We start from the raw sequence: 24,916 nt of genomic DNA, 5'->3' as shown, positions 1-24,916 counted from the left end.
TCAAAATGGTATTTTCATCAGAACAATTCCTATTTTTATATTTGCCGCTGTTTCTGGCTTTCTATTACCTCACGCCAGTCAGACTCCGCTCATGGACGCTCGTTCTGGGGTCCTATATCTTTTACGCTTGGTGGCGCGTTGATTTTCTCATGTTGCTCTTTCTGGTTACGCTGTGGACCTACGGCCTGGGCCTGAAGATCCAGCTTGCGACCAGCGAAGCCAGAAAGCAACTTTTCTGCGCGATCGGCGTGATCGGTTGCCTGTTGGTGCTGGGCGTCTTCAAATATCTCAATTTCTTTGTCGACAGCTTTGCCGCTCTTGCTGGCATGACGGCACAGGAGATGGGCGTGCATTGGCGCCTCATCCTGCCGATCGGCATTTCCTTCTATATTTTCCAGTCGATCAGCTATCTGATCGACATCCGCCGCGGCGATGCACCTGCAACGAAAAGCTTTATCGATTTCGCAGCCTTTATTGCCCTGTTCCCGCAATTGATCGCCGGTCCCATCCTGCGCTTCAAGGATCTTGCAGACCAGATCGATCACCGCGAGCATAGCGTCAAGCTCTTCACAGACGGCATGACACGGTTCACCATTGGTCTGGCCAAGAAAATCCTTCTTGCTGACAGCATCGCGCCCATTGCCGATGCGGCTTTTGCCTCTAGCGATCCGACATTCGGCGAGGCGCTGCTGGGCACGGTTGCCTATACGCTTCAGCTCTATTTCGACTTCTCCGGCTATTCCGATATGGCCATCGGCCTTGGCATGATGATCGGCTTCCGCTTCATCGAGAATTTCAACCGTCCCTATATCTCTCGCTCCATTACCGAGTTCTGGAGACGCTGGCATATTTCCCTGTCTGTCTGGCTACGCGATTATCTATATATTCCGCTCGGGGGGAACCGTGGCTCCGTTTACAGAACCTACCTCAATCTCTGCACGGTCATGGTGCTGGGCGGCTTGTGGCACGGAGCCAGCTGGACCTTCGTCATCTGGGGTGCCTGGCATGGCGGATGGCTTGCCCTTGAGCGCATGACGGGCTGGGTCAAGCGGGCAGACAGCGTCTGGTTCTCGCTGCCAATCACATTTGTCATCGTCATGATCGGTTGGGTTGTCTTCCGTGCAGAAAATGTCGGTGTGGCGATGGATATGTATGCCGGACTTGTTGGCGCCAACGGCGTTGTAATCCGCCCGGATTTCCTCATTGGCCTGCCGCAGGATGCGTTCGTCTTCCTTTGCATCAGCGCCCTGATCGCCGCTCTTGAAGGCAAATTGCAAACATGGTTCGGCTCTTCCAAAACAGAGCAAGAAGACAGCGGATTGCTGGTCAAGAATGGCCAACAGGGCTTATCGGCCGCCGCCATGCTCCCGGCTGTACGCTCTATGTCGCTGACACTGGCCACAAGCGCACTTCTGGTGTTGGCCGTTGCCAAGCTGGCTGAACAAAGCTTTTCACCCTTCCTCTACTTCCAGTTCTAGGAGAAAGATATGATTGTTAAGATCGCAAATGCTTTTCGTCTTCTGACTCCGGCTCTCTTTATCGGCTATGCCGTTTATGCCAATGCAAGCCTGTTTCTGAGCGATGAAACCAAGCTTCAGAGCACCAGTGAACGGAGCCTTCTGGAAGGTGGGCTGACCCGTGAATTCGAAGAGATCTACAAGACCAGCCTGCCGCACCGCGAACCGGCTGTGGGCCTGTTGGGCGCGGCTCGTTACCTCACGCTCGGTGTTGGTAAAAAGGGCGTCGTCGTGGGGGATGACGAATGGTTCTTCACCGAAGAGGAATTCGGTCCAGACATCAATTCCGAACCACTGATCGAGCGATCCGTCGCAGAGATTGCCGCTGTCAAAAACGAACTTGGCAGCCGCAACATCAAACTAGTGCTGGTGCCTCTGCCGCAAAAATCCGACATCTATTCGGAGCATCTGGAAACTGTTTCAGACACCTCCAATGCGATTAGCCAATATCACCAGTTCGTTTCACGTCTGCAATCCCAGGGTATCGAGGTAGTCGACACGCGCGACACCATGATGTCTGCCAAATCGGAAGGGAATGTCTTTTTCAAAACCGATACGCACTGGACGCCTCTGGGTGCGCAGAAAGTCGCGGCAGCAATCGAGCAGGACATGTCGTTGCCCGATGATCTCGACAGCAAATCCTTCAAGCTCTTCAGCGCTGAAGAGGAGACCTTCTGGGGCGATCTGGTCAATTTCGTGACTGGACAGGATTACGGCAAACTGGCGGGCATTGATCAGGAGCACACCAATATCTGGCGCGCAGAAGAAGAGGTATCGGACAATGCTACGCTGGATCTGTTCGGCTCCGAAGACAGCTTCCCGGTCGTACTGGTTGGTACCAGTTACAGTGCAGATACGCGTTGGTCCTTCGCTGAATTTCTCAAGAAAGATTTGAAAGCCGATGTCCTGAACCTGGCCGAAAAGGCCAAGGGCCCGGGCGCGCCGATGTATGCCTTTCTTCATGGCGACATCCTCAAAGACACGCCCCCTCGGGTCGTCATCTGGGAATTCCCGACGCGCTATCTGGCGCAGAAGGGCATCTGGGATGAGAAACCACAGCCAAAGGACGACACATCGGCCGGCGCTGAAACCGTCGATTTGAACCTCTTGTCGAAGGAGCAGAGTGATGAGCATTCGTAACATCAAATCCCTGATGCTTGCATCCTGCCTTGCTCTTGCAACTGGCAACGTCAATGCTGCAGCCAATAGCCAGCGCCAGCATGTCATCGGTGTTGAGGTCAACAGTCCGCTAAACCTGCCACAGATCCAGTCTGCCAATAATGGGCAGCCACAGCGCCCTGTCGTCAAGGTGTCTTCGGCCTTCAATCTCGATACCTATCGCTTGAAGCAAATCCGCAAACGTTTGGTCAGAAAGCAGCATGTTTCCTACAAGGATCTGCGTGAGCTTGCCGATACGGGCGATGGTCTGGCCGCCTATCGCTTCGCCAAGCGCCTTATGGGAATGGGCCGCAACGATATTCTCTCCGATGTCGCGCATTATCTGTCCATCGCAGCTTATGACGGGCGCAGTTATGCCGTCCGGCCACTGGTCAAGATCCTGAAAAACCAGAATGTCGAATTCACCGACAGCAGATTGGAACATCTGGAACAGGCACTTCTGCGGCAGGCCAGAAGTGGCGATCAGAAGGCGCTGTTGGCCCTCGCTCAATTTTATGAACAGGGCTCGCCATTCGGAGCCAAACCGGATCTGGCCATGGAGCTGATGAAACGGGTGGATACGTCAGCCTATGACGACAAGATTGCCCTGCGTCTGGCGGCCTCCATAGCCTCTCACCAGCCTTTGATGCCCAAGGAAAAAGAGGAAGTGAAGCGCTATCTGGATGTTGCGGATCGCAGCGATGATTTTGGCATTCGGGCAGCCGCGAAGAATTTGAGAAAACTTATTAATTTGCCTCAGCCTGTGGGCGAGGAAACCTAAAAACGAGTATTTGTCATGACCGATTTGAAACCTCTATTTGCCGCTCTATTATGCGCCACCATATTCTCGGGGGACGCCGAAGCGAAAGGCGATCTTTCATCTTCGGCCTTTGGCTGCAAGCATCTTGAAGATGTGGCCGACCCGCGTTCACTGGAAGGAAAATCCGGATATTTCTACCGGATCTTCACGGATATGAGACTGCATTTCAGCTTCTCCGATGAATCGATCCAGAATCTTGCAAAACTGTCTGAAGTCCTGAAGGAAAAGGGCACAACGCTGATCTATGCGCCCGTACCGACCAAAAGTCAGGCCATGCCGGATTTCTTGCCCGAAAGAGCCAAGCTCTATGGCTATGATCGTAAGCTCGCGGAGCAAAGCTATCAGACCGTTATTGATCGTCTGAAAGCAGCCAATATTCTGGCTGTCGATCTTCAAAGCCCCATGCTGGCGGCAAAATCCGAAGACGGACTGTTCTTTCGCTCCGATTTCCACTGGACAGCTCAGGGGTCACGCCTTGCGGCCAAGGCCATCGCCGATGTCATCAAGGCGCAGCCGGGATATGCCTCTATAAAGAAAACCAAATTCAAGACCCGCGAACTCGACCGTATGGTGTCCTTCTCGACATTGCGCAACAATCTACAGCGCTTCTGCAAGGATGCCCTTCCTGTGGTCGAAAGCATGGCCTACGAGACCACCAAGGTTGATCAATCCTCGGGCACGGTTGACCTTTTCGGTGCCGAGGCCGCAGACCCGATTGCATTGGTCGGCACCAGTATGTCAAACGCTGAGGCTGGCAATTTTGGCGGCTTTATCAGCCAATACAGCTCCCTGACGCTGACCAACTATGCCATATCCGGCGGCAACCAGTTTGGCTCGATCCTCTCTTACATGACCTCACGCGAATTTCAGGAAAACCGCCCACGCTTTCTCATATGGGAAAACCCGATCTACAACAATCTGGGACAATATGGGCCCGCCCCATGGGTGGAATTGCTGGCCGCGGCATCGCAGACCTGCCAGCCCGCGCTTGAGGTGCAGAATATCGGCGAGCAGCAAGATGAATTTTTCGTTGATCTTGCCTCTGTGAAAGTCGCCTCCAATCAGGCTGTGATGGTGGAAACCCAGGACCAGACCATTCGCAATCTCACAGTTGAAGCTGCGTTGGCCAATGGACAGCAACGCAGCATTGCCATGCATCGGGGCGACCGCCTACGCGCCACAGGCCGATTTTATTTCCCCTTGCTGCCGCTTGAGCAGGCTCCAATCAAGAGCTTGAAGTTGACTTTCAACCGGCCTCCCGAAGGTGGGAGCGAACTCCAACTTTGTTCATACTGATAACGGACGACGACCATGTTTAAGACATTTCATTTCGCATTCTTCCTCATTGCTTCTGTTCTGCTTTCTGCGGTAGCAGCCAGTGCAAATGACTCCGGCCTTTACGCAAAGGCCCTCGATCCGAATTCTTCCTTTGTGCGGGTTCTGGTGAGCGGCAAGACAGCTGTGAGAATTGACAGCAAGATCTATCCGCAACTGGAAACAGGCATTTCGCCATATGTCGTTGTCTCTCCCAGCAGCGTTGAAGTCGTCATTGGAGACCAATCCGGAACCGTGCAGGCAAAACCTGGAAAATTCTATACCATTGTTCAGAACAAGTCCGGCGAACTGAAGGTGATCGACGATCAGATCGCCGTCAACCCGGCCAAAGCGAGCCTCAGCTTTTACAATCTGACGGATATATCTGCATTGGATTTCTATGTACCACAGGCAAAGGCCAACGCCGTGTCCGCTCTTGCTGCCGGCCAAGCCAAAACCGTGCAGTTGAAGGCCCCTCTGACGCTTGATTTTTCCGCCATGGCAGATGGAGCATCGCAAGCGACTGTACACGAGGTGCTTCTGGAACGCGGCAGCGGAACATCCATTATTGCGGAAAACCGGGATGGCACCTTCCATCTGCGCTCGGTTCGCAACGAAATAGCCCACTAACCAGAATGAGGAGAAACATCACTATGAGAAACTCCAGATATGGTTTGGGCAGACTGCTGCCCGGAAGCATTATCGGGATCGCGGTGGGACTGCTGACCAGCACCAACATTCAGGCAGCGCCTGTTGCGGTGAAATTCGCCCCTCCGAAGATCGAACTTGGCAAAATTTGCGAAGCACGGCGCCCGGACGCCCAGATCATTGCCAGTTGGCAGGACTGGGATGGCAAGGTGCTTCCCAAGGGCCGCTCGACCGAAGAATCCTTCCGTGAGTTGGTGCGCCTGCAATATATTGATGCGAGCAGCTTCTACGACAAGATCCTCGCTGGCTTAAAGCTGCAAAAGGCTGCAGATCCCTATTACGACGATGCACGTTATCTGGTAGACCTCATCCAGCTCCATATGCGCGCGGGCAAATTTCAGGAGATCCGCGACAAGCAACTGGTTGAACAGCTGGAAAAGGTGAGTGGAACCTCACCCAAGGCCCAGAACTATCTGGCAGACCTGCATCTGCAAGGCTTCCATCCCGATAGCGATCCGCAAAAAGCAATCGAGCTGAAAATTCAGGCGGCCTATGACGGCGAGCCCAACGCCATGCTCTATCTTGCCCAGCGCACAGCTGGCGGCGAAGAGATTGCAGGGTGGGATGTCGCGCCTGATATCGCGGTTACGCTGGCTTTTGGCGCCATTCTGGGCAAGCTCAATTCGTCCATATGCGAGCGAACAGTTCGGCTCGCTCGTGAATATGCCAATGGCGATGTGGTTCAGCAGGATCACGAATTGAGCGATGCATGGTATCGATTTGGAGCAGATCTGGGCGACGACTTTTCCGCATGGAAGTCGGCCGAATATCATCTCACTAGCGAGTATTTGACCAAGAATAACGACTATCTGGTGAAATATCTCAAGCAGGCTTCTGACGGTGACATCCTTTCAGCTCAGCTTGAATATGCCCGAGCGCTGGAAATCGGCGCGCTGGTTGATGAAAACAGGCAAGAAGCTCTGGCGATCTATCGCAAGATCGTCAAGAAAAACCCGCGTCTGGGCTATTTACGCATCGTGCAATTGCTTGATGCCGACCGCAAGACAAGCCCCAAGGCGGCCAAAGCGTTCAAACAGGCTCTCGTGAACCTATCCGAGCAGGATGAAGCACCCGGCTGGGTTTTTGCCAAACTGGGGCAGGTTGAACTGGAAGAAAAGGGCAAGTGGCTCGGCACCCCCATGGCCAAGACCTATTTTGAAAAAGGGGCGAGCAAGGGGGACGCGGAATCGCAGTATCAGCTTGGTAAATTGCTGATGCATGACAATGATGATCCGTCCAACTATGAAAAGGCCATAGACCTCTTCAATGAAACCATTTCAGCAGATGGCAAGGTGGCATCTCTGTCCGCCCTTTCACGCGCCCACAGCTGCTTCTCGCGTCGTCAGAATGACGCCAAAATTGCTCGATTCTGGCAACGTGCCGAACGCGGCGCTGGCAACAGCAGTTTGAGGGTCACACCTGAGAGCCTACGCCTTGCGTCAGTCGGTGAGAGCAACAGAAACTGGGAAATCCAGAGCCGCACCCAGAATACGGCTCTGTTTGGCCGCACCAAGGCCCTGCAGAATTTTGCCACTCTGATGTTAGACAAACTCGCCATAGCCGAGGATGAAACAAAACGGCAAGAATTGCTGCAGCAAATCAGCTTCTGGCAAGATTTCTCCAAGCAATATGATGGCGGAGAAGCCTCTTTCGTTACCGGCCTCTATAACGCCGCAAGAACGCCAGAAGGCAAGGCTCGTTACCTTGAAGAATTGCAAGCCCTTGCAGATCAAAAAGACGATAACGCCATGTTGCGCGTTGCCAACATCTATCTTGCAGATGAGGCTGGCAGTGTGGACAAGGTGAAAGCGGCCGAAGATCTGATCCTGAAGAGCGAAGGCAAAATCTCCGAAGATCTATTGCAGGCGCTGCTCAATGCTCGCATGGCTCATGGCATGGAAACGGTTGCCTTTACCAACAAACATCTCGACAATCTGACAAAACGCGCCAGTGCGCAGTCTCTGTTGATATTGGCGTCTATACAGTCTGATGAAGAGCGCCAACGCGATCTGTTCAACAAATCCGTCGTCCAGATGGGCTGCGATTTCGACACGTCGTTCAAGATGGTCGAGTTCTTACGCAAGACATACGGCCATACAGACATATTCAATCACTGGCTAAATGTCGCTGACCGCCTGCATACGCAAGACTGGCAAAGCGTAAAACTGGGCGATATCTATGCCGAGCAGGAAACGCAGGAAGCGCGCGCCAAAGCTTTCAATCTTTACATGGAAGCAGCCAGAGCAAAGAACAACGTCGCAGCCATTCGTCTGCTCGATTGGGTCGCAGACCCGAAAAGCGAGTTTTACGATACCGCACTGGCCGTCGATCTCTTCAATCAGGCCATCGAAACCGCAAGACCAAGCTTGTCCTTTGGCATAGCGAACCGCGTAAAGCGGGCACCTGAACCCATCAGGGTTGCTGTTCTGGAGAATAACAGTCTGGAGAATCTTTATCGCTCTTCAGCTGAGGCAAGAAATCCGGTCGCCATGCGCGAACTGGCGAAAATCCTCAGAAGCGGCGAACCCAATGACAGTCGCCTGAAGGAAGCCAGCAGCTGGTTGCAGTTGGCAGCTGAAAAGGATGATGTGGAAGCCATGGCAATTCTGGCTCAGAACTACGCCTTCGGCATTGGGGTGAACCCGTCCGCAGAGCTCGCACAAAAATGGCTCCGTGCGGCAGCGGAAGCCGGAGACAAGACGTCGGCAACTTTGCTGGCACTTTCTGAAAATCAAACTGAGGCACAGTGAACCCGGCATGATTTATAAAATCGAAGAATGGATCAGAAAAGGAGGACGAGCAACTTTGCTCGCCACTCCGCTTCTGTTTGCAAGCCTTGTTTCTCAGGCTGCAACGACCTCTTCTAACAATGAGGCGGAGGGCTTCCAATGCCCAGACTTTCCCGAAGCTACCATTTCCCTAAGCTATGGCAGTCGCTACAAAGACGATAGCAAGTCGCGCTCGGAGCTTGATAAAGAAGCCAATGCGGCGGTTAACAAGGCGCTTGGCCCATCGGACAAATTCATCCAGATTCTGGCAAGACTGGCCGACAAGGCACAAAAGAAGACATCGCAAAGAGAGGATATCGTCCGCTGCGCCATCGGCGCGATCCATCACTGGGCGGAAGCGGATTCCTTCAGCGAAATCGATAGTCTGACAGCCAATCTTTCCTATGCATCACGTGTTGGCGGCATCGCCATTGCCTATGCGCAATTCAAAGCGCTCATCCCGCAAGAACAAGAGGAGCCAACAGATGAGGTGACATCGGTTGGCCAATTACAGCTGCTTGAAGAAACCGACCCGCAGGACGCCGAAGAGGAAACAAAGAAAGCCAGCGCGGAGGCTTCTGGCGATCTCAATGAGTCTGAAAGCCAGGCAAAAAAGAACACGGTCCAGCTACCGGAAGAGTATCGCGAAGACACAAAGACCATCGAGCATTGGTTGGCTGGTTTGGGTGACTCTATCATCCATTTCTGGGAAACAGACGGGCCACCGATGGCCAGCAAGAACAATCTCAGGGCATGGGCCGCGCTGGCTATCATCCAGATCGGTCTGACCGTTGAAAATGAGGATTTCATCGAATGGGGCCTGGAGAGCCACCGGGTGATTCTGGATACCATAGAACCCGACGGCAGTCTCCCCATGGAAATGAGACGCGGCAGATATGCCCTGCATTACCAGTTGCATGCTGTCGCCCCGATGGTCACGGCAACAGCCATGTTGCAAGAAGCAGACAAACGCAACTCGCAGATTTATATGGATCGCCTGATGATGGCGGCAAAATTCTCCTTACGGGCAATCGAAAAGCCCGAACTTGTCGAAGAAAAGACAGATAAGCCACAAACCGTCAAATCTGGCCTTCTGGAACAGAAGAAATACCAGATTGCCTGGCTTGAACCTTTGCTGGCACTTGAAGAAAACCCTCAACTGGATGCCACAATCAACGATTTGCGGCCACTTCGAAATTCCAAATTGGGGGGCAACATGACCTTTAGATTTCATGATAGCAAAAATGACAAGCAAGATTTCGGAGAGAATGATCAATAAGTATTCAATGAGTAAAAATTAAACAAAACAAATAATAAACATACTGACTAATTTTTAGTCATGTATTTATTGATTTAAATCATGGGGATTAAATGGATCAATATTCATGGTTAACAATTTTTTAACCATATTCTTTCGATACTTTCGTCCAAGTTGGTGAGTGAATTGCGAGTCTCTTTAGACTATCCTGTTTTTATACAAGACAGTCTAAATCTCCCAAGGGAATACCAAGAATTCCAGATCGCTTTTCAGACCAAAACTTGGGTCTTTGACATGTAGTGAGCCTGTCAAAGGCGAAAGAGCTGAGGAAAAACGATGACAACGAATTCCGACAATTTTGACTTATCCGCCTGGAAACTCAACTTACCTATTGATTTCGATGGTGGAACCGATGGTCGCGCCCGAACCATAAGCAAGCTGGATGGGTATGAAAGCGAGTTCTTCTATGACGCAGCAGATGGCGCCATGGTAATGACGGCCAGCGTTGACGGCGCAACAACCGGCAATGCTCGCTATGCTCGCACAGAGCTAAGAGAGAAAGACGGCGACGAGAGTGCCGCCTGGTATCTAAGCGAGGGCGGCACAATGACCGCGACCTTGCGCATCGATGAAGCCCCGACCTGGGACAATGGCCAAGACGGCAAGATCGTTATTGGTCAGGTGCGCGGCAAGGTAGACGAGCTTGTTCGTCTCTATTGGGACAATGGCTCTGTCTACTATTACAGCGAGCATAGCGGACCCGACGACAAGACCCTCAAATTCCGCTTCACGAATGAAGACGGAGATGAACCTTCTATCAGTATAGGCGACAATTTCTCCTATCAGATGGAAGTGCGAGGGGATGAAATAAAAGTGGTGATCTATGCTGATGGAGAGGTTTATACCTCCGAAACCTCCATCACAGACCACTGGACAAACGAACCTCTCAACTTCAAGGCTGGCTGCTATCTCCAGCTTAACGAATCCATGGGAACCGGCACAGGGCAGGTTTCCTTTTACGGTTTGGACTATTCCCACACGGAAGGTGAGGGATATGGCGGGCTGGTTGATGTAGAACAACCCGTCGATAATGGAAATACCGGAGAAGGCGAACCTGGCGGCACTGACGGTGGAGAAACCGGAAGTGGCGAGACCGGCGGCACTGACGGCGGAGAAACTGGCAGCGGCGAGACCGGAGGCACTGACGGCGGAGAAACCGGCAGCGGCGGGACCGGAGGCACTGACGGCGGAGAAACCGGAAACGGTGGAAACCATGATGACATGAACGAAATCACCGGTGACGACTCCAATGATCGCCTCTATGGCACCGGCGATGATGACATGATCACCGGCCTAGAAGGACGAGATCGCATTCTGGGCGGTGATGGAGATGACACGCTCTCTGGTGGCGATGGCAAAGACAAGATCTTTGGCGGTGACGGTGCCGACACCATTTATGGCGGGGCTGACAAAGACCGCTTGCTTGGCGAAGACGGCAACGACACGATCTACGGTGACGGTGGCAATGACAAGCTCTATGGCGAGGATGGTGATGACATCCTGCATGGCGGCTCCGGCAATGACCGGATCAATGCCGGTGAGGGTGACGATACCCTTTACGGTGGTGCTGGCAAAGATGACCTGAGAGGCGGGCAGGGCGACGACACTCTCTATGGTGGCGATGGCGATGACAAGCTCTTCGGCCATAGTGGCGATGATGTCCTGGTCGGCAGAGAAGGTGCTGACACGCTCATAGGCTCGTCTGGCGCTGACAAATTCGTGCTGGAATCCATTGACGACAGCACGGTTGATGTGGGTGGTCGCGACCTGTTCAAGGATTTTGACCTCACCGAAGGCGATATCATTGATCTCAGCACGATTGATGCCAACAGCACGGTTTCGGGTGATCAGGCCTTCTCCTTTATCGGTGAAAACGCATTTTCCGGCGTAGCTGGTGAATTACGCACCGAAGTTGATGGCAGCATCCAGACCATTCTGGGAGACGTTGATGGCGATGGAGACGCAGACTTTGCTGTCGACATCAGAACATCAGACCATTTGTTGTCTGGGGATTTCAGCCTTTAGGGCAGAACAACCAACACGAAAAAGCAGGTGAATGTGACGATATCAGCTTCACAAAACAATCCGGTCGGGGTTGGTATTGTCCTTCGCTTCGGAGTTTGGCTGTTGGTCTTCTCGATCTCAGCCAATCTTCTCTTGCTGGCCATGCCTATCTATCTTTCCCAGATCTATGATCGGGTTTTGCCAAGTGACGGGCTGGATACACTGCTCTATCTCACCCTGTTGATCCTGTTTTGTATCGGGCTTTTCAGCATTTTCGAAATTCTGCGCCGCACGGTGGCCCAGAAGCTCAGCGTCCATTATGAATTGCGCACCAAATCGGCGCTACTTGAGCATGGAGTGAAGAATCGGGAGATAGATCGCACGCGCCTTGCTTCCCTGCTCAATGACGTCACCACGGTGCGTCAGTTCCTTTCGGGGCGCGGCCTCTTCAGCATCTTCGACTTGCCCTTTGTCCCGATTTTTCTCGCCATTCTCTTTTTTGTCCATCCTTGGATCGGAGCCGTCGCAAGCCTGGGCGCCTTAATTCTGCTCTTTTTGGCGCTTGGCAACGAATTGATGGCCTCGCGGCATCAACACAACACATCCCGCCTATACCAGCAATCCACAGCGAAAAGCTCGGAAATTCTGCGGCATCTGGATGATGTTTGCGCCATGGGCATGGGCAAGGCCCAACTGAATAGATGGCAGCGCACCATTGTCGATGCGGTCTATTCCTCCAATGAGCTTTCGGCGGTCAACGGCATCTTTTTCGGTCTTGTCCGCTTTGCCAGACAGGCCATTCAGATCATGATTCTGGGATGTTCGGCCTATCTGGTCATGTCCGAGCATCTCTCGGCGGGCCTGATCTTTGCGTCCAGCATCATCTCGGGCCGCGCGCTGATGCCGATCGAACAATTTGTCGGCAGCTACAAACAATTGACCGCCGCGAGCGTGGCTAACAATCGCCTCAAACACTGGTTTAACGGCACACAAGATGCAAGCAACATGCCCGCACCGCTGACCCTGCCAGAGATCAAGGGCTATCTTCGCAGTGACAATGTCAGCCTCGTGCCGCCCGGTGCGACATCAGACAAGGCACTGCTGAGAGGTATTTCCTTTGAAGTGGAGCCGGGCGAGGTCATCGCCATTGTCGGCTCCAGCGGGGCAGGCAAAAGCACCTTGATGCGCGTTCTGGCCTCGATTATCCGCCCCAGCATGGGAAAAGTCTCCATTGATGGCTTCGAACTGGAGCAATGGGATCCCGAACAATTGGGTGCTGAGATCGGCTATGCCGGACAGGAAAGCGACTTTTTCCACGGCACAGTGGCCGAGAATATCGCTCGCTTCAATCCCGATGCCAGCGATGAGGCTATCGTCAACGCCGCTCTGAATGCCGGTGCGCACGAATTTATCGGCAGTTTGCCGCAGGGCTACAACACCAATCTCGATACCGTATCCTTCAACCTGTCGGGCGGACAAAAACAGCGCATCAATTTGGCTCGCGCCTTTTTTGGCGATCCGCAAATTCTTCTACTCGATGAACCCGATGCGCACCTGGACAAGGAAGGCGAACGGGCGTTGGTCGCCGCCATCGCAAATGCCCGCGCCCGTGGCAAAACAGTTTTGTTCGTGACCCAACGCATGCATCTGGTCAACTCAGCCAACAAGGTGCTGATTGTTGATAATGGCATGGTCGTTAAATTCGGTCCGCGAGAAGCCTTGATGGCACCGCGCGATACAAACAGGAAAACGGAAGCCATAGAGGACAAATCCAGCCAGAAAACGCTCGAAAACACGGACCACTAGAAAGGGTTACCCGCTTTGAAAAGGAACAGGGCTGAAGCATGAATATGATCGACTATGAGAAAGAGATCCAATCCCTAAGCACCTTCAGGGCTCTAAAGGTGTTTGGCGGCGTGGTCATTTTTCTCTTCTTCGGCGTATTCTGCGTCTGGGCCGGATATGCCCCCCTTGAAGGAGCAATTATCGCCCGTGGCACCATAACCAAAGAAGGGCGCACGCAGGTGGTGGCCCATGAACGCGGCGGCGTGGTGCAGAGCATTGCTGTTGACGAAGGCCAGCATGTGGAAGAGGGGCAGTTGCTGCTGTCCATCGAAGACAGCGAGAAAAAGGCCGAGTTGGCAAAGCTGGAAACACGCATGGCCTATAGCGCCATCAAGGAACTGCGGCTTGAAGCAGAAGAGCAGCGAGGCACATTCGACACAGATACCCTTCCGGCAAAGCTGGAGCAATATGCGAATCTGGCGGCGTTCGATCGTTTGGTGCAAGATCAGGAAAAGCAGTTCACCACACGGCAGCGCCTGAAAAATCGAGAACGATCCGTACTACAGGAACAAAAGGCAATTCTTGAACAACAGCTGACGGGCTCTCAGGCCGAACTCAAGGCATTGGACGACTGGCGCAAAATTCTGCAAGAGCAGGTGGAAATGCGCGAAACCCTGATGAAAAAGGGCGTCGTCAGTAAAGTAGCCTACCAGAACACCTTGAAGGAATTCGCCGAAGTCGAAACCGACTATCAGAAGCTGAAAACACAAACGGAATCCTTGCCCATCCAGATGTCCGAAATCGACCAGCGGCTCAAGCAGCTCGTCGACCAGTTCAATGAAGCAGTCTCGCGTGAATTGGCAGAGCTGCGCTCTGAAAAGCTGGCACTGGCCAACGAACTGCAAGCCGCGCGCAAGGCGGTCGATCGGGTCGCTCTGCAATCCCCCGCAAGCGGGACCATAGACAAATTGCATGTCAACACCATTGGCAGCGCCATCGCAGCCTATCAGCCGTTGGTGGAGATTGTGCCGGATCAGAAGCGCCTGCAAATCGAAGTTGAAGTACGTCCGGCGGATATTGATCAGGTCAGGGTAGGGCAGAATGCCAGATTGTCCCTCAGCGCTTTTGATCCAACCGAATTTCCAGCAGCTAACGGACGGGTGGTTTTCATTTCACCGGACAGACGCATAAACCAGAGGACCCAACGGCCCTATTTTGTCGTGCGTCTGGAGCTTTTGCCCGAACAGGACACGGAGCTGCCCGATCTTGTTCCTGGCATGCCGGTGGAAGCTTTTCTGGAAACAGGCACCCGCACATTCTTCCAGATGGTGTTCGAGCCAGTCACAAAAAGCATGCAACGCTCGTTTAAATCCTAGATGTCCAACAGCGTAAAACCGAAAGGGGAAACAAAAAAGCCGGGCCTGTTATGGTCCGGCATGAAGATCCTGCAGTTTGTTTGCGGGGACATTTTCTAGATTTTTAGGGAGGTTAGCCTTAAACGGGCCAGATCTGCTGAAGCTTTTCTCCAGCAAGAATACGATCGCGAGCCTTGGCTTCCTGCTCACCCAAAGCATCAGCCTGATCGGCAACAGCCTTGACATGTTCCTTGGGAATAACCACCAGACCATCGATATCACCAAAGATGATATCTCCGGGTTTCACGGTAGCCTTGCCGATCTGCAGGGCAACCTGACTTTCTACCGGCTCTTTCTTGCCTGTCACACCAATCGGGCTTGGTGCTGTGCCAAAAAGCGGATAGCCAAGCGTGCGGACCTGCGCAAGATCGCGCACGGTACCGTTGACGACAGTCGCAACCGCACCGGAGGTTTTCGCGCCTGTGCTCATCAGCTCACCCGAGCAGGAGCCCGGAGCACAGGAGGCATCACACACCATCACAGCCCCTTTGGGCGCATTATCAATGGCATTATGGTAGACATCCTGTGGCTCACCCTTGCGATCAGAAGGAGCAAACAGCACCGTTACGGCGGGGCCGCAAACCACATCACCAGCCTCCAGAGCGCCGAGCAGGGAGATCCCTTCCAGACATCCCCAAAGCCCCAGTGCTTCCATGCTGTCATGGATATCGCCTGAGTACCATTTTTTCAGACGCTCGATAGCCTCCCAATCGGTGTCCGAATAATCGAATTTATCCATTTTCATCCTCATTCTTGGATTGTTTCAAGTTCGATTGCTCTATGGCCTGACGCAGATAATCCGCACTCGTGTCAATTTGCGCACGAATGCGCTCCTTGGCACCAGCCTTGTCCCGCCGATAGATCTGATCATAAATCTCTGCATGTTCCTTATAGGCTTCGCTGAGAGACTTGATGGGAACACGGCTGGTCACGTGGATCACGTCATTGATCAGGCCAGAAAAATTGTCATAGATATGCATCAGGATCTGGTTGCCGGTGGCATGCACCAGTTCAAGGTGAAAAGACGCATCGGCATCAACAAACCCGTTGAAGTCCTTCTGCTTGACGGCCTTGCGCATGGCCTCGAGCGCCGCTTCGACCTTGGGCATCTTGGGCAATTCACCGTCGGTGAGGATTTCCAACACCTCCGACTCGATCATGCGACGCACACTCATCAACTGAAGCAGATAGTCGGGATCGGAATAGAACTGCTGTCTGACAGTCACCGCGAGCGCGTCCAGATAATTGTTCACATCGTCGCGTACCACCTCGGTTCGTTCGCCATGGCGGCGTTGAACCAACCCCTTTACTTCTAATTCCTGTATGGCTTCGCGCACCGCACGGGTAGAGACGCCGAATTCACGCGCAATGGCGCTTTCCGACTCCAGTCGGTCTCCCACCTTGAGTTCGCCATTCAGAATGCGGCTCTCGATCACCGAGGAAACCGCAGAATGCAGCCGTCCACGCCTGCGCAGGGGCATTCGAAGGTCTTCGTCTGTTGCTGGTTCCATAACCATTTATTCACCACCATCCTGTCTATGGTATATTGACAATACTTATGTCATGAGTCATAAGTCAAGTGTTATCTGCACTACCCGTTTCCCCTATCTATAGGGAAAATACGGACATAGCATTAGATCTAAGGGAGGAAAGATCATGAAACATTCAATCAAACAGATTTTCCGTGCCTCTGTTGCCACACTGGCAGTTTTTGCTGCCGTGGGAGGAGCCCAGGCAGCTTGGCCGGAACGCGCTGTTACAATCATCGTTCCCTGGTCCGCCGGTGGTGGCACCGACGCAACGGCACGCATGGTTGCCGCTGACCTGCAGGAGCATTTCGGACAGCCGTTCAACGTGGTAAACCGCACCGGTGGTGGTGGTCTTGTCGGGCATGCAGCTATTGGCAATGCAAAGGCTGATGGCTATACGCTGGGCGTTATCACCATTGAGAGCACCATGTATGAAAGCCAGGGTCTGCCGGGCGTCACACCTGATGATTTCGACTATATCGGTCGCTACAATGCTGATGCCATTGGCATCAACGTCTCTACCAAAGCCGATTATGGGTCCGTTCAGGATCTGATCGAAGCGGTCAAGGCAAATCCGGGCAAGATTACTGCTTCGGGTGCCAACCGTGGTGGTCTGTCTCACCTAGCCTGGGCAGGTTTGCTCAACACGCTTGACATCAGCCCAGAGGCCAGCAACTGGGTCGCATCCGCAGGCTCCGCACCAGCCATGCAGCAGCTTGCAGCCGGTGCCATTGATGTCGTTTCCACATCTCCGGCCGAAGCCCGTTCTCTGGTTGAAGCTGGCGAAGTGAAAACCCTTGCCCTGATTTCGGGCGAGAAGAGCGAGCTTTTCCCTGACCTGCCAACCACTGACGAAGCTTTTGGCATCAAATGGTCTCCAATGCCTTTCCGCGGCCTTGCCGGACCTGACGGCATGCCCAAGGAAGTGGTTGAACAGCTTTCTGCTGCTCTGAAGGACATCACTGAAGACAAGGAATTCAGGGACTTCATGAAGTCTCGTGGTTTCTCTGTGGCCTATCAGGATGCTGCAACCTTCAAAGACACCGTTATGGCTGCCCGTACCGGCCTTGCCGAAACCATGAAAGCTGTCGGCCTCGCCAAATAAAGCTGCGGCGGAGAGATACTCATGCGAATTTCTGACCGGGTATCCGGCCCTGCGATCCTGCTCTTCGGAGCGGCGGTAATTTGGGGGGCTACCAAGCTCCCCTCTGTTCCCGGCGTAAGGTTTGGTGCCGATCTCATGCCGACCCTGATCGGGGTCGGCCTCATCTGCCTGGGGCTGTCGATTTTCATCGGCAGTCTCTCCGTCAAGGTGCCTGTCCGGATCCTTGATCTGTCCGAATGGGACGTTCCCTTGCGCAACAAGTTGGCAGCCATCTGGAGTCTCGCTGGCCTTGTGATTGGCGGTTTGCTTTTCGAGCAAGTCGGCTTTCCGCTCATGGGGATCATCTATATGGCGGTGCTCATGACGCTAATGGGAACAAAGCCAAAGGTAACGGCGCTTGTTTCGATCCTCGTGGTCGGCGCTCTATATATCGGTTTCTCCAAGGGGCTTCTTGTTCCCTTGCCGATCGGCCTTTTGGGAGGGCTTCTTCCATGACAGCAGACATCCTCTATCACTCTCTTGGCATGATCCTCGACCCTGTCGTGCTCTTGTCCATTCTTCTGGGGGCTGTATATGGCTTGTTCATCGGCGCACTGCCGGGACTGACAGCCACTATGTCGACTGCGCTTCTGGTGCCGATCACCTTCTACATGGATCCGTTGCCAGCCATTGCCTTGATCGTGGCAAGCACAGCGATGGCTATTTCTGCGGGCGACATTCCCGGCACCTTGTTACGCATTCCCGGCACGCCGGCCTCAGCAGCCTACACCGATGAATCCTACCAGATGACCGTGAAAGGCAAGGCCAGTCAGGCTCTGTCGCTGGGCTTCTTCTTTTCTGCAATTGGCGGTTTGTTCGGTGCGACCGTTCTGCTGTTGACCGGCCCGCTGTTGGCGCGAATCTCCCTCAATTTCTCAAGCTTCGAGTTTTTCTGGCTTGCAGTTCTTGGCCTTCTCACATGCGCTCTTGTGAGCGGCAGTAATGTCGCACGCGGCTTTGTATCCCTGATGCTCGGCCTGCTCATTGCCACTGTCGGCCTTGATGTGACGACAGGGGCCCCGCGCTTTACCTTTGGCCAGATCGAACTGATGGGCGGCGTCTCTTTCATTCCCGTGATGATCGGCATGTTCGCCTTCTCCGAAATCCTCCGCGGATTCACCACCAACAAGATAGGCGAGGGCAAGATGCCTCAGCTTGGCCGCATTGTGCCGTTTAAGGGCATTGGCGGGTTGCTGCGCAGATATCCTTTCTCAGCCATTCGCGGTGCCACGCTTGGTACCACGGTCGGGGCTCTACCCGGCGTTGGTGGTGATCTGGCGGCCTGGATTGCCTATGGCATGAGCCGTCGCTTCTCCCGCACACCGGAGAAATATGGCACCGGTCATCCCGAAGGTCTGATCGAGGCGACCTCATCCAACAATGCAGGCCTTTCAAGCGCCTGGATTCCGGCCCTCGTGTTCGGCATTCCCGGAGACGCGGTGACAGCCATTGCTGTGGGCGTGCTGTTCATGAAGGGGGTTGCTCCCGGTCCCCGCTTGTTCGTTGAAAACCCGACCATGCCAACGGCCATCATCATGACCTTCTTTGCTTCGAACCTGCTGCTTTTCCCGCTCGGTTTCATTGCAATCAAGGTAGCGCGTCACGTGCTTTCCATCCCTCGCTCGGTCATCGTGCCAATCATCCTGATCTGTTGTTTCCTTGGCTCTTATGCCGTTAACAACACCCTGTTCGGGGTCTGGATCATGCTCATTGCGGGGATCGTGGGCTATCTGATGGAGCGCAACGGCTTTCCAATTGCTCCGGTCATTCTGGGCCTCGTGCTGGGCCCTGTGCTGGAACGCAATTTCATCATGTCAATGCAGATTTCAGGTGGCAACCTGCTCGGCTTTTTCCAACGCCCCATTGCCTGCGGGCTCGGGGTCGTTATCTGCACCATCTTTATTTTCGTCTTGCTCAAATCGATCCGCAGTTGGTTGACCGGAGCGTCAGCCCGCAGACGAGAGGATCTTCTGACAAATGCCGAAAATGTGGCCAAGAGCCGCAGCGGCGATCACTGATCAGACCAGACACATCGAACAACGCCTCAACAGGCGGCTGTTCGGACACAGAATATGAAAGGAACACACTATGTATAATCCGTTTTCCGTTGAAGGACGCATCGCAATCGTCACAGGTGGTCTGGGCCAGATTGGCACCCAGATTTCAACCACGCTCGCACAGGCTGGGGCAAAAGTGGCGATCTATTCCCGTCGTCCTTTCTCCGCTGAGCAGATCGCCGAAAAATTCCCCGGCCTTGAAGACAACATCAAGGTCTATGAAGCCAGCGTCACCGACAAGGATGCTCTGGAAGCTGCCACCGACCAATTGATCAAGGATTGGGGTGTCCCTGATATCCTCGTCAACAATGCTGGCATCGATTCCAAACCAGATGGCGATGCAGACCAGAACGCGCCATTTGAAGTCTATCCAAAGAAATACTGGGACGACATCATCGAGACCAACCTGACCGGCGTCATGCTGACCTCACAGGTCGTCGGCTCCAAGATGGCCGAAGCAGGGAAGGGGTCCATCATCAACATCGGTTCGATGTATGGCATGGTGTCTCCCAATCAGGCACTCTATGCCTATCGTGAAGAACGCGATGGCAAACCTTTCATCAAGGCCATCTCCTATGCTGCTTCCAAGTCGGGCCTCATCAACATGACACGCTATCTTGCCACCTACTGGGCTAAGAAAGGCGTGCGCGTCAATCTGGTCACTTATGGCGGCGTAAAGACCGGTTCCTTCGACAAGGAATTCATCGATGCCTTCCTCGAACGCGTTCCGATGGGCCGTCAGGCCGATATCGGCGAATTCAGCCCGATCATCCATTTCCTTGGCTCGGAGGCTTCGTCCTATATGACTGGCGCTAACCTCGTTCTGGATGGCGGTTTCACCAGTTGGTAATTTCTCGACCCAGTCGAGACCAAGAGATCTTCCCTGATCTATTAAACTTGGATCTGTGAAACAGGCTATCGACGGGATCATCTCGCCGGTAGCCCGAGTTTTTTTGAGAGGAGAATTGAAACATGACGCGTATTGCACTGGTTGTAAGCGGTGATCTGCGCGAAAGCGCGAATACCACCTGCTGGCCTGCCCAGAAAGCAATGGAGGAGACGCTGACCGCAGTTCTGGCCAAGATGGGCCATGAAGTCTGGCGCGCCCACCCGATAAAACCCGAAGGGCACGGCTTCATTTCATCCCAGCGCGAGGGCATGGATGTCTTTGCCGGGATCGACCCCGACATGCCTTTGATCGTTGCAGAATCCGTTTGGCAATATAGTCATCATGTGCTGCCCGGTTTGCTGTCCCATCGCGGGCCGATCCTCACCCTTGCCAACTGGTCAGGGCAATATCCGGGCCTTGTCGGCTTGCTGAATCTCAATGGATCGCTCACAAAGGCCGGCGTTGCCTATTCCACGCTCTGGAGCCGTGATTTTAACGATAGCTTCTTCCTTGAAGGCCTCAAGAGCTGGTTGGATACTGGCAAGATCGACCATGACCAATCTCATGTGAAGGATTTTGATCCGGCAGCAATCGATGCCAAGACTTCCAGTCTCGCCCAGCAGATCGCCAATGAATGGCGCCAGAAGAAACTGATCATGGGTGTGTTCGATGAGGGATGCATGGGCATGTATAATGCGATCATCCCTGATGAACTGCTGATGCCCATGGGCATTTTCAAAGAGCGCCTATCGCAATCCGCGCTCTATTATGCTGCAACTCAGGTTCCTCTGGAAGAAGGCCGTGCGGCCTACCAATGGATGGTCGAGAAAGGCATGACCTTCCATTTCGGCTCAGATCCCAAAACCGAGTTAACTGAAGGGCAGGTGATTGACCAGTGCCGGATGTATATCGCAGCAGTCCGCCTTGCCGACCAGTTCGGCTGCTCGGCCATTGGCATTCAATATCAGCAGGGCCTCAAGGATCTCTGGCCGGCTTCCGATCTTGTTGAAGGCATGCTCAACAACTCCGAACGTCCGCCCGTCGCGCGCGCAGACGGCAGCATCATCCGTGACGGACAGCCAATCGTACATTTCAACGAAGTGGACGAATGTGCCGCGCTCGACGCACTGATGATCAACCGGGCGCACGCAGAGCTGAACCAACCGGTCGAGACCACCTTGCACGATATTCGCTGGGGTGACGTTGATGAATCCGGCACCGTCAATGATTTCGTCTGGGTCTTCGAGATTTCCGGAGCAGCTCCAGCTGCGCATCATCCTGGCGGATGGGCCGGATCAGAGAGCTATCGCCAGCCAGCCATGTTCTTCCCGGCTGGGGGCGGAACGCTCAAAGGCTACGCCAAACCGGGCGACATTGTCTGGAGCCGCGTATTCGTTGAAGGGGGTGCCCTGCATATGGATATCGGACGTGGCACGGCGCATGAATTGCCCGAAAGCGAATGCGAACGGCGCAGCAAGGCAACCGACTATCCATGGCCGATCATGAATGCGACCCTTAGCGGCATTGATCGCGATCTGATGATGGGACGGCACAAGGCCAACCATATTCAGGTAGCCTATGTCGATGACGAAGATGCAGCACGCCGCGTCATCGCACTGCGCTCGGCTCTTGCCCATGACCTTGGCATCAAAGTCTGCCATTGCGGCGATATCTGAGCGGCTGCAAGTCGCTCCCAGCATACAAGCAAACAGTAAAGAGGGGAGGTGCGCTCATTGCGCGCCTCTTTTTCGTTTGGCCAAGAGGTCTTGCACAAAGGCACCTAAAGGCAACAATCAAGCATACAGACACAAAAAGAGCTGGGCCAATTGACCCAGCTCAATTCTGTTTTCTGATAAGCGCTCAGTAGAAATTACTGAGAAATGCCAACATTGTTGTTCGACCCGCTCTGGGTGACAATAGATGTATTGCCAGCGCCATTTTGGTAGATGGCGACTTCGTTATAATCCCCACCGGAGATATCAACCGTCGAGTTGTTGTCATCACCCTCTTGGAGCATAGCAACCAGACTGTTGTTGCTATCGATAGTAAAGCTGGCAACGTTGTTTATACCATGCTGCGTAAGCTGACCGGAGGACAAAGAGGCAGACCCTGCTACCGAGCTAGCAACACCCGAGAAGATCCCGGTGTCTCCGTTGCTATCGCCTGTGACGGTCAAGGTGAGGGAGTTATTGTCCGGAAAGCTGAAAGCACTATTCCCGATTTGCTTAACATCGAAATCGTTAAAGCTACCAGTCACATTGACTGTTGCTGTGCTGTACGAGCTGTTGCTCTGAAGAGACACTATCTCGTTGCTATCACCCTCAATGGATATTTTGGTATCGCTGTATCTGGTGTGGCCGTTTGCCTGAGAAGCGTTGACCGTATTTCTTCCGCCGTCAACATCCACCACCAGATTGTTATGCTGCGCACTGTTTTTCTGCACAGTGTTCACATAGTTGGCATCACCATCAATATAGGTCGAAGCGGTGTTCGCAACAGATGCCTGATAGGTGCGACTGTAGTTGAGATCGCCCAATATCGTTGTTTCCGCTTCCAGACCATTGCCACCTTGTAAAACAATGACTTCGTTGTTCGGCCCGGCGCCGATCGCACTGGATGTAATGCTCACTTTTGCATTGTGCCGAATGGTGGATGCACCACTCTGAGAAACATAGACATCGTTATAGTCACCGGTATAAACCACGATGTCCGCGTCCGCTCCGTCCTTCTGGCTAAGAGAGATCAGGTTGCCATTGCTGCTGTTAGATGTCTCACCCAATGAGATGGTACCGACATTGTTGCCCCAGCCGGTCTGGCTGACGCCCACATTGTTGTCGTCGCCTTTGATCTTATTGATAGTCAGGCTGTTGGCGTCGTTCGGATCCCCAGTGGTCTGCACAACACCAAGCTCGTTGCGATTGCCCTGAAGCTGTAAGGTTTGCAGCGAGTTAGAGCCACCATTTACATTTTCCTGAGTGACACCAAACTGGTTGTCATTCCCGTTGATGGTCAGCTTTGCTTCATTGTTGCTACCTGACTGGGAAATTTCGCTCGAGATCGCACCGGCCCCCAGAGCATAGCCGCTCAGACTGCCAGCAGTGCCGTTGCTGTTGCCATCAATATATACATTGACAGTATTTACATCGGTCTGCACATTCGCGTCATTGGTCTGGCTAACAGTGTCAATCGTGTTACCAGCACCTTTCATAACCAGCTTGGCAACATTTTTGCCGCTAACGGTCGTCGTCTGAGCAACAGTGTTCACTTTGTTTCCATCACCGACGCCTTGCTCGATTTTCAGAAAGTTCTTGCCATACGCGCCTGACGCTGTGTTTTCATCCTGCAGAATAGAACCAACACTGTTGCCATTGGAGGTTTGCTCAATCTGCGCGGTGTTATTGCTACCAACCTGATCAAAGCCGCTACCGACAAGCCCGATTTCGTTGCTATCGCCGCTTTGCGTAACTGTTAAAGTATTTTTGTTTCCAACTTGCGAAGCTGCATCGGCAGAACTGCCAAGCGTATTGTTTTCTCCACTCGATTGATCGAGTGAAACGCTGTTTGCATCGCCTGTTTGTTCAACAAAAGCCTCATTTCCACCCGCAGCATAAGCATAACCAACTGACAGCAGTCCCATGGCAGTCGCAGCTAGAAGACCAAAACGAATTTTGTTCATTTTAATTCTCCAAATAGAATACTCAAAAATTGCCACCAGTCATTACATCCAGGCAGCACAACACACCGCTTAGGTATAAACACCTAAAAAATACACGGCCCCGTTGCAGTATTTACCTTTCATTAACTCGCAACGTCAACAAATTGTTTAAAATCTTAAATATATTGTAAACAAATATGATGTACTGGTTAATCTTCGAACTAGAGCAAACTGCACACGCCATAGATACGTTATTTTTCAAATCTAATTTTGTGCAAGCACGGTCAGGCGAAATTGGTAATTTTATCAAGAGACTAGCTTATTCAGCATCTCAATGCGGAAATCAAAAATCAGGAAATGAATTTAGGGCACGTATAGACAGAACCGTCGTAGTAGCCCAAGGCAAAATGTCAGAACGAGAATTCAGACATCGCAAATCTGATCGATGAACCTGAAGCAAACCAGTCTTCATTCAAACGTTTCTGCGATTTTATTCCGCAATATCGACATATCCGGAAAATGCGACGACAAATCCGGCACGGCTTCTTCCTTCACGTTGGAAGATTTGACCGACAGGCAACGCCTGCATCATCGAGGTGCTCAGACACCACGGCAGCACAATAGCCGCGTTGAGTGATGGACTTGACAGCTTCAATCTTGAATTCTTTTGAGAAATGGAAACTAGGCGTCGTAGACTCCTTGCCTCATTTTCTGGATACATGGTGTCTTCAATTCCAAGGACAATCCACTTTGCTTTTGTCAGGCAGTTATTCGCTGTTATCAGAGCATGTACTGGTTGAACACCTTGACAATCTCAACTTAATTAGTTAACTAA

18 protein-coding genes are annotated in these 24,916 nt (G+C 52.9%); 15 read left to right on the top strand and 3 right to left on the bottom strand.

All coding sequences use genetic code 11. The features are described from left to right. Positions 1-5: 5 nt before the first annotated feature. From ACKPCT_RS05730 to ACKPCT_RS05685, 10 genes are all read left to right on the top strand, one after another. On the top strand, positions 6-1,478 hold the full coding sequence (locus tag ACKPCT_RS05730) for an MBOAT family O-acyltransferase (RefSeq protein WP_319568642.1): 1,473 nt from the start codon (positions 6-8) through the stop codon (positions 1,476-1,478). A 9-nt stretch (positions 1,479-1,487) separates the two neighbouring features. Continuing rightward, a complete protein-coding gene (locus tag ACKPCT_RS05725; protein WP_319568641.1) occupies positions 1,488-2,657 on the top strand; it encodes an alginate O-acetyltransferase AlgX-related protein in 1,170 nt (389 codons plus the stop codon). Then, positions 2,644-3,456, top strand: a complete 813-nt coding sequence (locus ACKPCT_RS05720; RefSeq protein WP_090073593.1) for a hypothetical protein — start codon at positions 2,644-2,646, stop codon at positions 3,454-3,456. Before ACKPCT_RS05725 ends, ACKPCT_RS05720 begins: the two co-directional genes overlap by 14 nt. A 15-nt stretch (positions 3,457-3,471) precedes the next feature. Next, positions 3,472-4,791, top strand: coding sequence for an alginate O-acetyltransferase AlgX-related protein (locus ACKPCT_RS05715; protein ID WP_319568640.1), 1,320 nt, complete (start codon positions 3,472-3,474; stop codon positions 4,789-4,791). Positions 4,792-4,806: 15 nt separating this feature from the next. Next, positions 4,807-5,439, top strand: a complete 633-nt coding sequence (locus ACKPCT_RS05710; protein WP_090073590.1) for an alginate O-acetyltransferase AlgF — start codon at positions 4,807-4,809, stop codon at positions 5,437-5,439. Between the two features lie 23 nt (positions 5,440-5,462). Beyond that, the gene (locus ACKPCT_RS05705) at positions 5,463-8,267 is read left to right on the top strand and encodes a tetratricopeptide repeat protein (protein ID WP_319568639.1); all 2,805 of its coding nucleotides are present in this window, start codon (positions 5,463-5,465) and stop codon (positions 8,265-8,267) included. A gap of 7 nt (positions 8,268-8,274) precedes the next feature. Then, entirely contained in the window at positions 8,275-9,564 is a 1,290-nt protein-coding gene (locus ACKPCT_RS05700) for an alginate lyase family protein (RefSeq protein WP_319568638.1), read from the top strand. A 315-nt stretch (positions 9,565-9,879) separates the two neighbouring features. Continuing rightward, complete coding sequence (locus ACKPCT_RS05695; protein ID WP_319568637.1) at positions 9,880-11,628, top strand: polysaccharide lyase family 7 protein; 1,749 nt, start codon at positions 9,880-9,882, stop codon at positions 11,626-11,628. 33 nt (positions 11,629-11,661) lie between these two features. Then, complete coding sequence (locus tag ACKPCT_RS05690; protein ID WP_319568636.1) at positions 11,662-13,413, top strand: type I secretion system permease/ATPase; 1,752 nt, start codon at positions 11,662-11,664, stop codon at positions 13,411-13,413. A 38-nt stretch (positions 13,414-13,451) separates the two neighbouring features. Beyond that, positions 13,452-14,768: an HlyD family type I secretion periplasmic adaptor subunit gene (locus ACKPCT_RS05685; RefSeq protein WP_319568635.1), complete on the top strand. Its 1,317-nt coding sequence runs from the start codon at positions 13,452-13,454 to the stop codon at positions 14,766-14,768. A gap of 118 nt (positions 14,769-14,886) precedes the next feature. Here the strand turns inward: ACKPCT_RS05685 and ACKPCT_RS05680 are convergent, their stop codons facing one another. Together ACKPCT_RS05680 and ACKPCT_RS05675 are read right to left on the bottom strand one after the other, a co-directional pair. After that, positions 14,887-15,546 carry an RraA family protein gene (locus ACKPCT_RS05680; RefSeq protein ID WP_175528082.1) on the bottom strand — a complete coding sequence of 220 codons (660 nt, stop codon included), beginning with the start codon at positions 15,544-15,546 and terminating at the stop codon, positions 14,887-14,889. Next, positions 15,539-16,324, bottom strand: a complete 786-nt coding sequence (locus ACKPCT_RS05675) for a FadR/GntR family transcriptional regulator (RefSeq protein ID WP_090073575.1) — start codon at positions 16,322-16,324, stop codon at positions 15,539-15,541. The genes ACKPCT_RS05680 and ACKPCT_RS05675 overlap by 8 nt, the downstream gene beginning before the upstream one ends. A gap of 139 nt (positions 16,325-16,463) precedes the next feature. On the opposite strand from ACKPCT_RS05675, the gene ACKPCT_RS05670 reads away from it, so the two are divergent. The 5 genes from ACKPCT_RS05670 to ACKPCT_RS05650 all read left to right on the top strand — a co-directional run bounded on the left by ACKPCT_RS05670 (position 16,464) and on the right by ACKPCT_RS05650 (position 22,102). Next, positions 16,464-17,441, top strand: a complete 978-nt coding sequence (locus ACKPCT_RS05670) for a Bug family tripartite tricarboxylate transporter substrate binding protein (protein WP_090073574.1) — start codon at positions 16,464-16,466, stop codon at positions 17,439-17,441. A gap of 21 nt (positions 17,442-17,462) precedes the next feature. Then, on the top strand, positions 17,463-17,936 hold the full coding sequence (locus ACKPCT_RS05665) for a tripartite tricarboxylate transporter TctB family protein (RefSeq protein WP_090073572.1): 474 nt from the start codon (positions 17,463-17,465) through the stop codon (positions 17,934-17,936). After that, positions 17,933-19,498, top strand: coding sequence for a tripartite tricarboxylate transporter permease (locus tag ACKPCT_RS05660; protein WP_319568634.1), 1,566 nt, complete (start codon positions 17,933-17,935; stop codon positions 19,496-19,498). The genes ACKPCT_RS05665 and ACKPCT_RS05660 overlap by 4 nt, the downstream gene beginning before the upstream one ends. A 70-nt stretch (positions 19,499-19,568) precedes the next feature. Next, a complete protein-coding gene (locus tag ACKPCT_RS05655) occupies positions 19,569-20,387 on the top strand; it encodes an SDR family oxidoreductase (RefSeq protein WP_090073569.1) in 819 nt (272 codons plus the stop codon). Between the two features lie 122 nt (positions 20,388-20,509). Next, positions 20,510-22,102 (top strand): fucose isomerase, encoded by a 1,593-nt coding sequence (locus tag ACKPCT_RS05650; RefSeq protein WP_319568633.1) that lies wholly within the window; start codon positions 20,510-20,512, stop codon positions 22,100-22,102. A 194-nt stretch (positions 22,103-22,296) separates the two neighbouring features. Here the strand turns inward: ACKPCT_RS05650 and ACKPCT_RS05645 are convergent, their stop codons facing one another. Beyond that, on the bottom strand, positions 22,297-24,138 hold the full coding sequence (locus ACKPCT_RS05645; protein ID WP_319568632.1) for a beta strand repeat-containing protein: 1,842 nt from the start codon (positions 24,136-24,138) through the stop codon (positions 22,297-22,299). Between the last annotated feature and the right edge of the window lie 778 nt (positions 24,139-24,916).

Origin of the sequence: Cohaesibacter marisflavi, from assembly GCF_963665895.2 — a bacterium.
GTDB classification, from domain to species: domain Bacteria; phylum Pseudomonadota; class Alphaproteobacteria; order Rhizobiales; family Cohaesibacteraceae; genus Cohaesibacter; species Cohaesibacter marisflavi.
Note: the sequence above shows the minus strand (reverse complement) of the source record. Positions and strands in the feature narration are given on the sequence as shown.

Excerpts from the sequence above, each read along its gene's own strand:
- ACKPCT_RS05730 (WP_319568642.1), top strand. The coding sequence starts at position 6 with ATGGTATTTTCATCAGAACAATTCCTATTTTTATATTTGCCGCTGTTT.
- ACKPCT_RS05725 (WP_319568641.1), top strand. The coding sequence starts at position 1,488 with ATGATTGTTAAGATCGCAAATGCTTTTCGTCTTCTGACTCCGGCTCTC.
- ACKPCT_RS05720 (WP_090073593.1), top strand. The coding sequence starts at position 2,644 with ATGAGCATTCGTAACATCAAATCCCTGATGCTTGCATCCTGCCTTGCT.
- ACKPCT_RS05715 (WP_319568640.1), top strand. The coding sequence starts at position 3,472 with ATGACCGATTTGAAACCTCTATTTGCCGCTCTATTATGCGCCACCATA.
- ACKPCT_RS05710 (WP_090073590.1), top strand. The coding sequence starts at position 4,807 with ATGTTTAAGACATTTCATTTCGCATTCTTCCTCATTGCTTCTGTTCTG.
- ACKPCT_RS05705 (WP_319568639.1), top strand. The coding sequence starts at position 5,463 with ATGAGAAACTCCAGATATGGTTTGGGCAGACTGCTGCCCGGAAGCATT.
- ACKPCT_RS05700 (WP_319568638.1), top strand. The coding sequence starts at position 8,275 with ATGATTTATAAAATCGAAGAATGGATCAGAAAAGGAGGACGAGCAACT.
- ACKPCT_RS05695 (WP_319568637.1), top strand. The coding sequence starts at position 9,880 with ATGACAACGAATTCCGACAATTTTGACTTATCCGCCTGGAAACTCAAC.
- ACKPCT_RS05685 (WP_319568635.1), top strand. The coding sequence starts at position 13,452 with ATGAATATGATCGACTATGAGAAAGAGATCCAATCCCTAAGCACCTTC.
- ACKPCT_RS05680 (WP_175528082.1), bottom strand. The coding sequence starts at position 15,546 with ATGGATAAATTCGATTATTCGGACACCGATTGGGAGGCTATCGAGCGT.
- ACKPCT_RS05675 (WP_090073575.1), bottom strand. The coding sequence starts at position 16,324 with ATGGTTATGGAACCAGCAACAGACGAAGACCTTCGAATGCCCCTGCGC.
- ACKPCT_RS05670 (WP_090073574.1), top strand. The coding sequence starts at position 16,464 with ATGAAACATTCAATCAAACAGATTTTCCGTGCCTCTGTTGCCACACTG.
- ACKPCT_RS05665 (WP_090073572.1), top strand. The coding sequence starts at position 17,463 with ATGCGAATTTCTGACCGGGTATCCGGCCCTGCGATCCTGCTCTTCGGA.
- ACKPCT_RS05660 (WP_319568634.1), top strand. The coding sequence starts at position 17,933 with ATGACAGCAGACATCCTCTATCACTCTCTTGGCATGATCCTCGACCCT.
- ACKPCT_RS05655 (WP_090073569.1), top strand. The coding sequence starts at position 19,569 with ATGTATAATCCGTTTTCCGTTGAAGGACGCATCGCAATCGTCACAGGT.
- ACKPCT_RS05650 (WP_319568633.1), top strand. The coding sequence starts at position 20,510 with ATGACGCGTATTGCACTGGTTGTAAGCGGTGATCTGCGCGAAAGCGCG.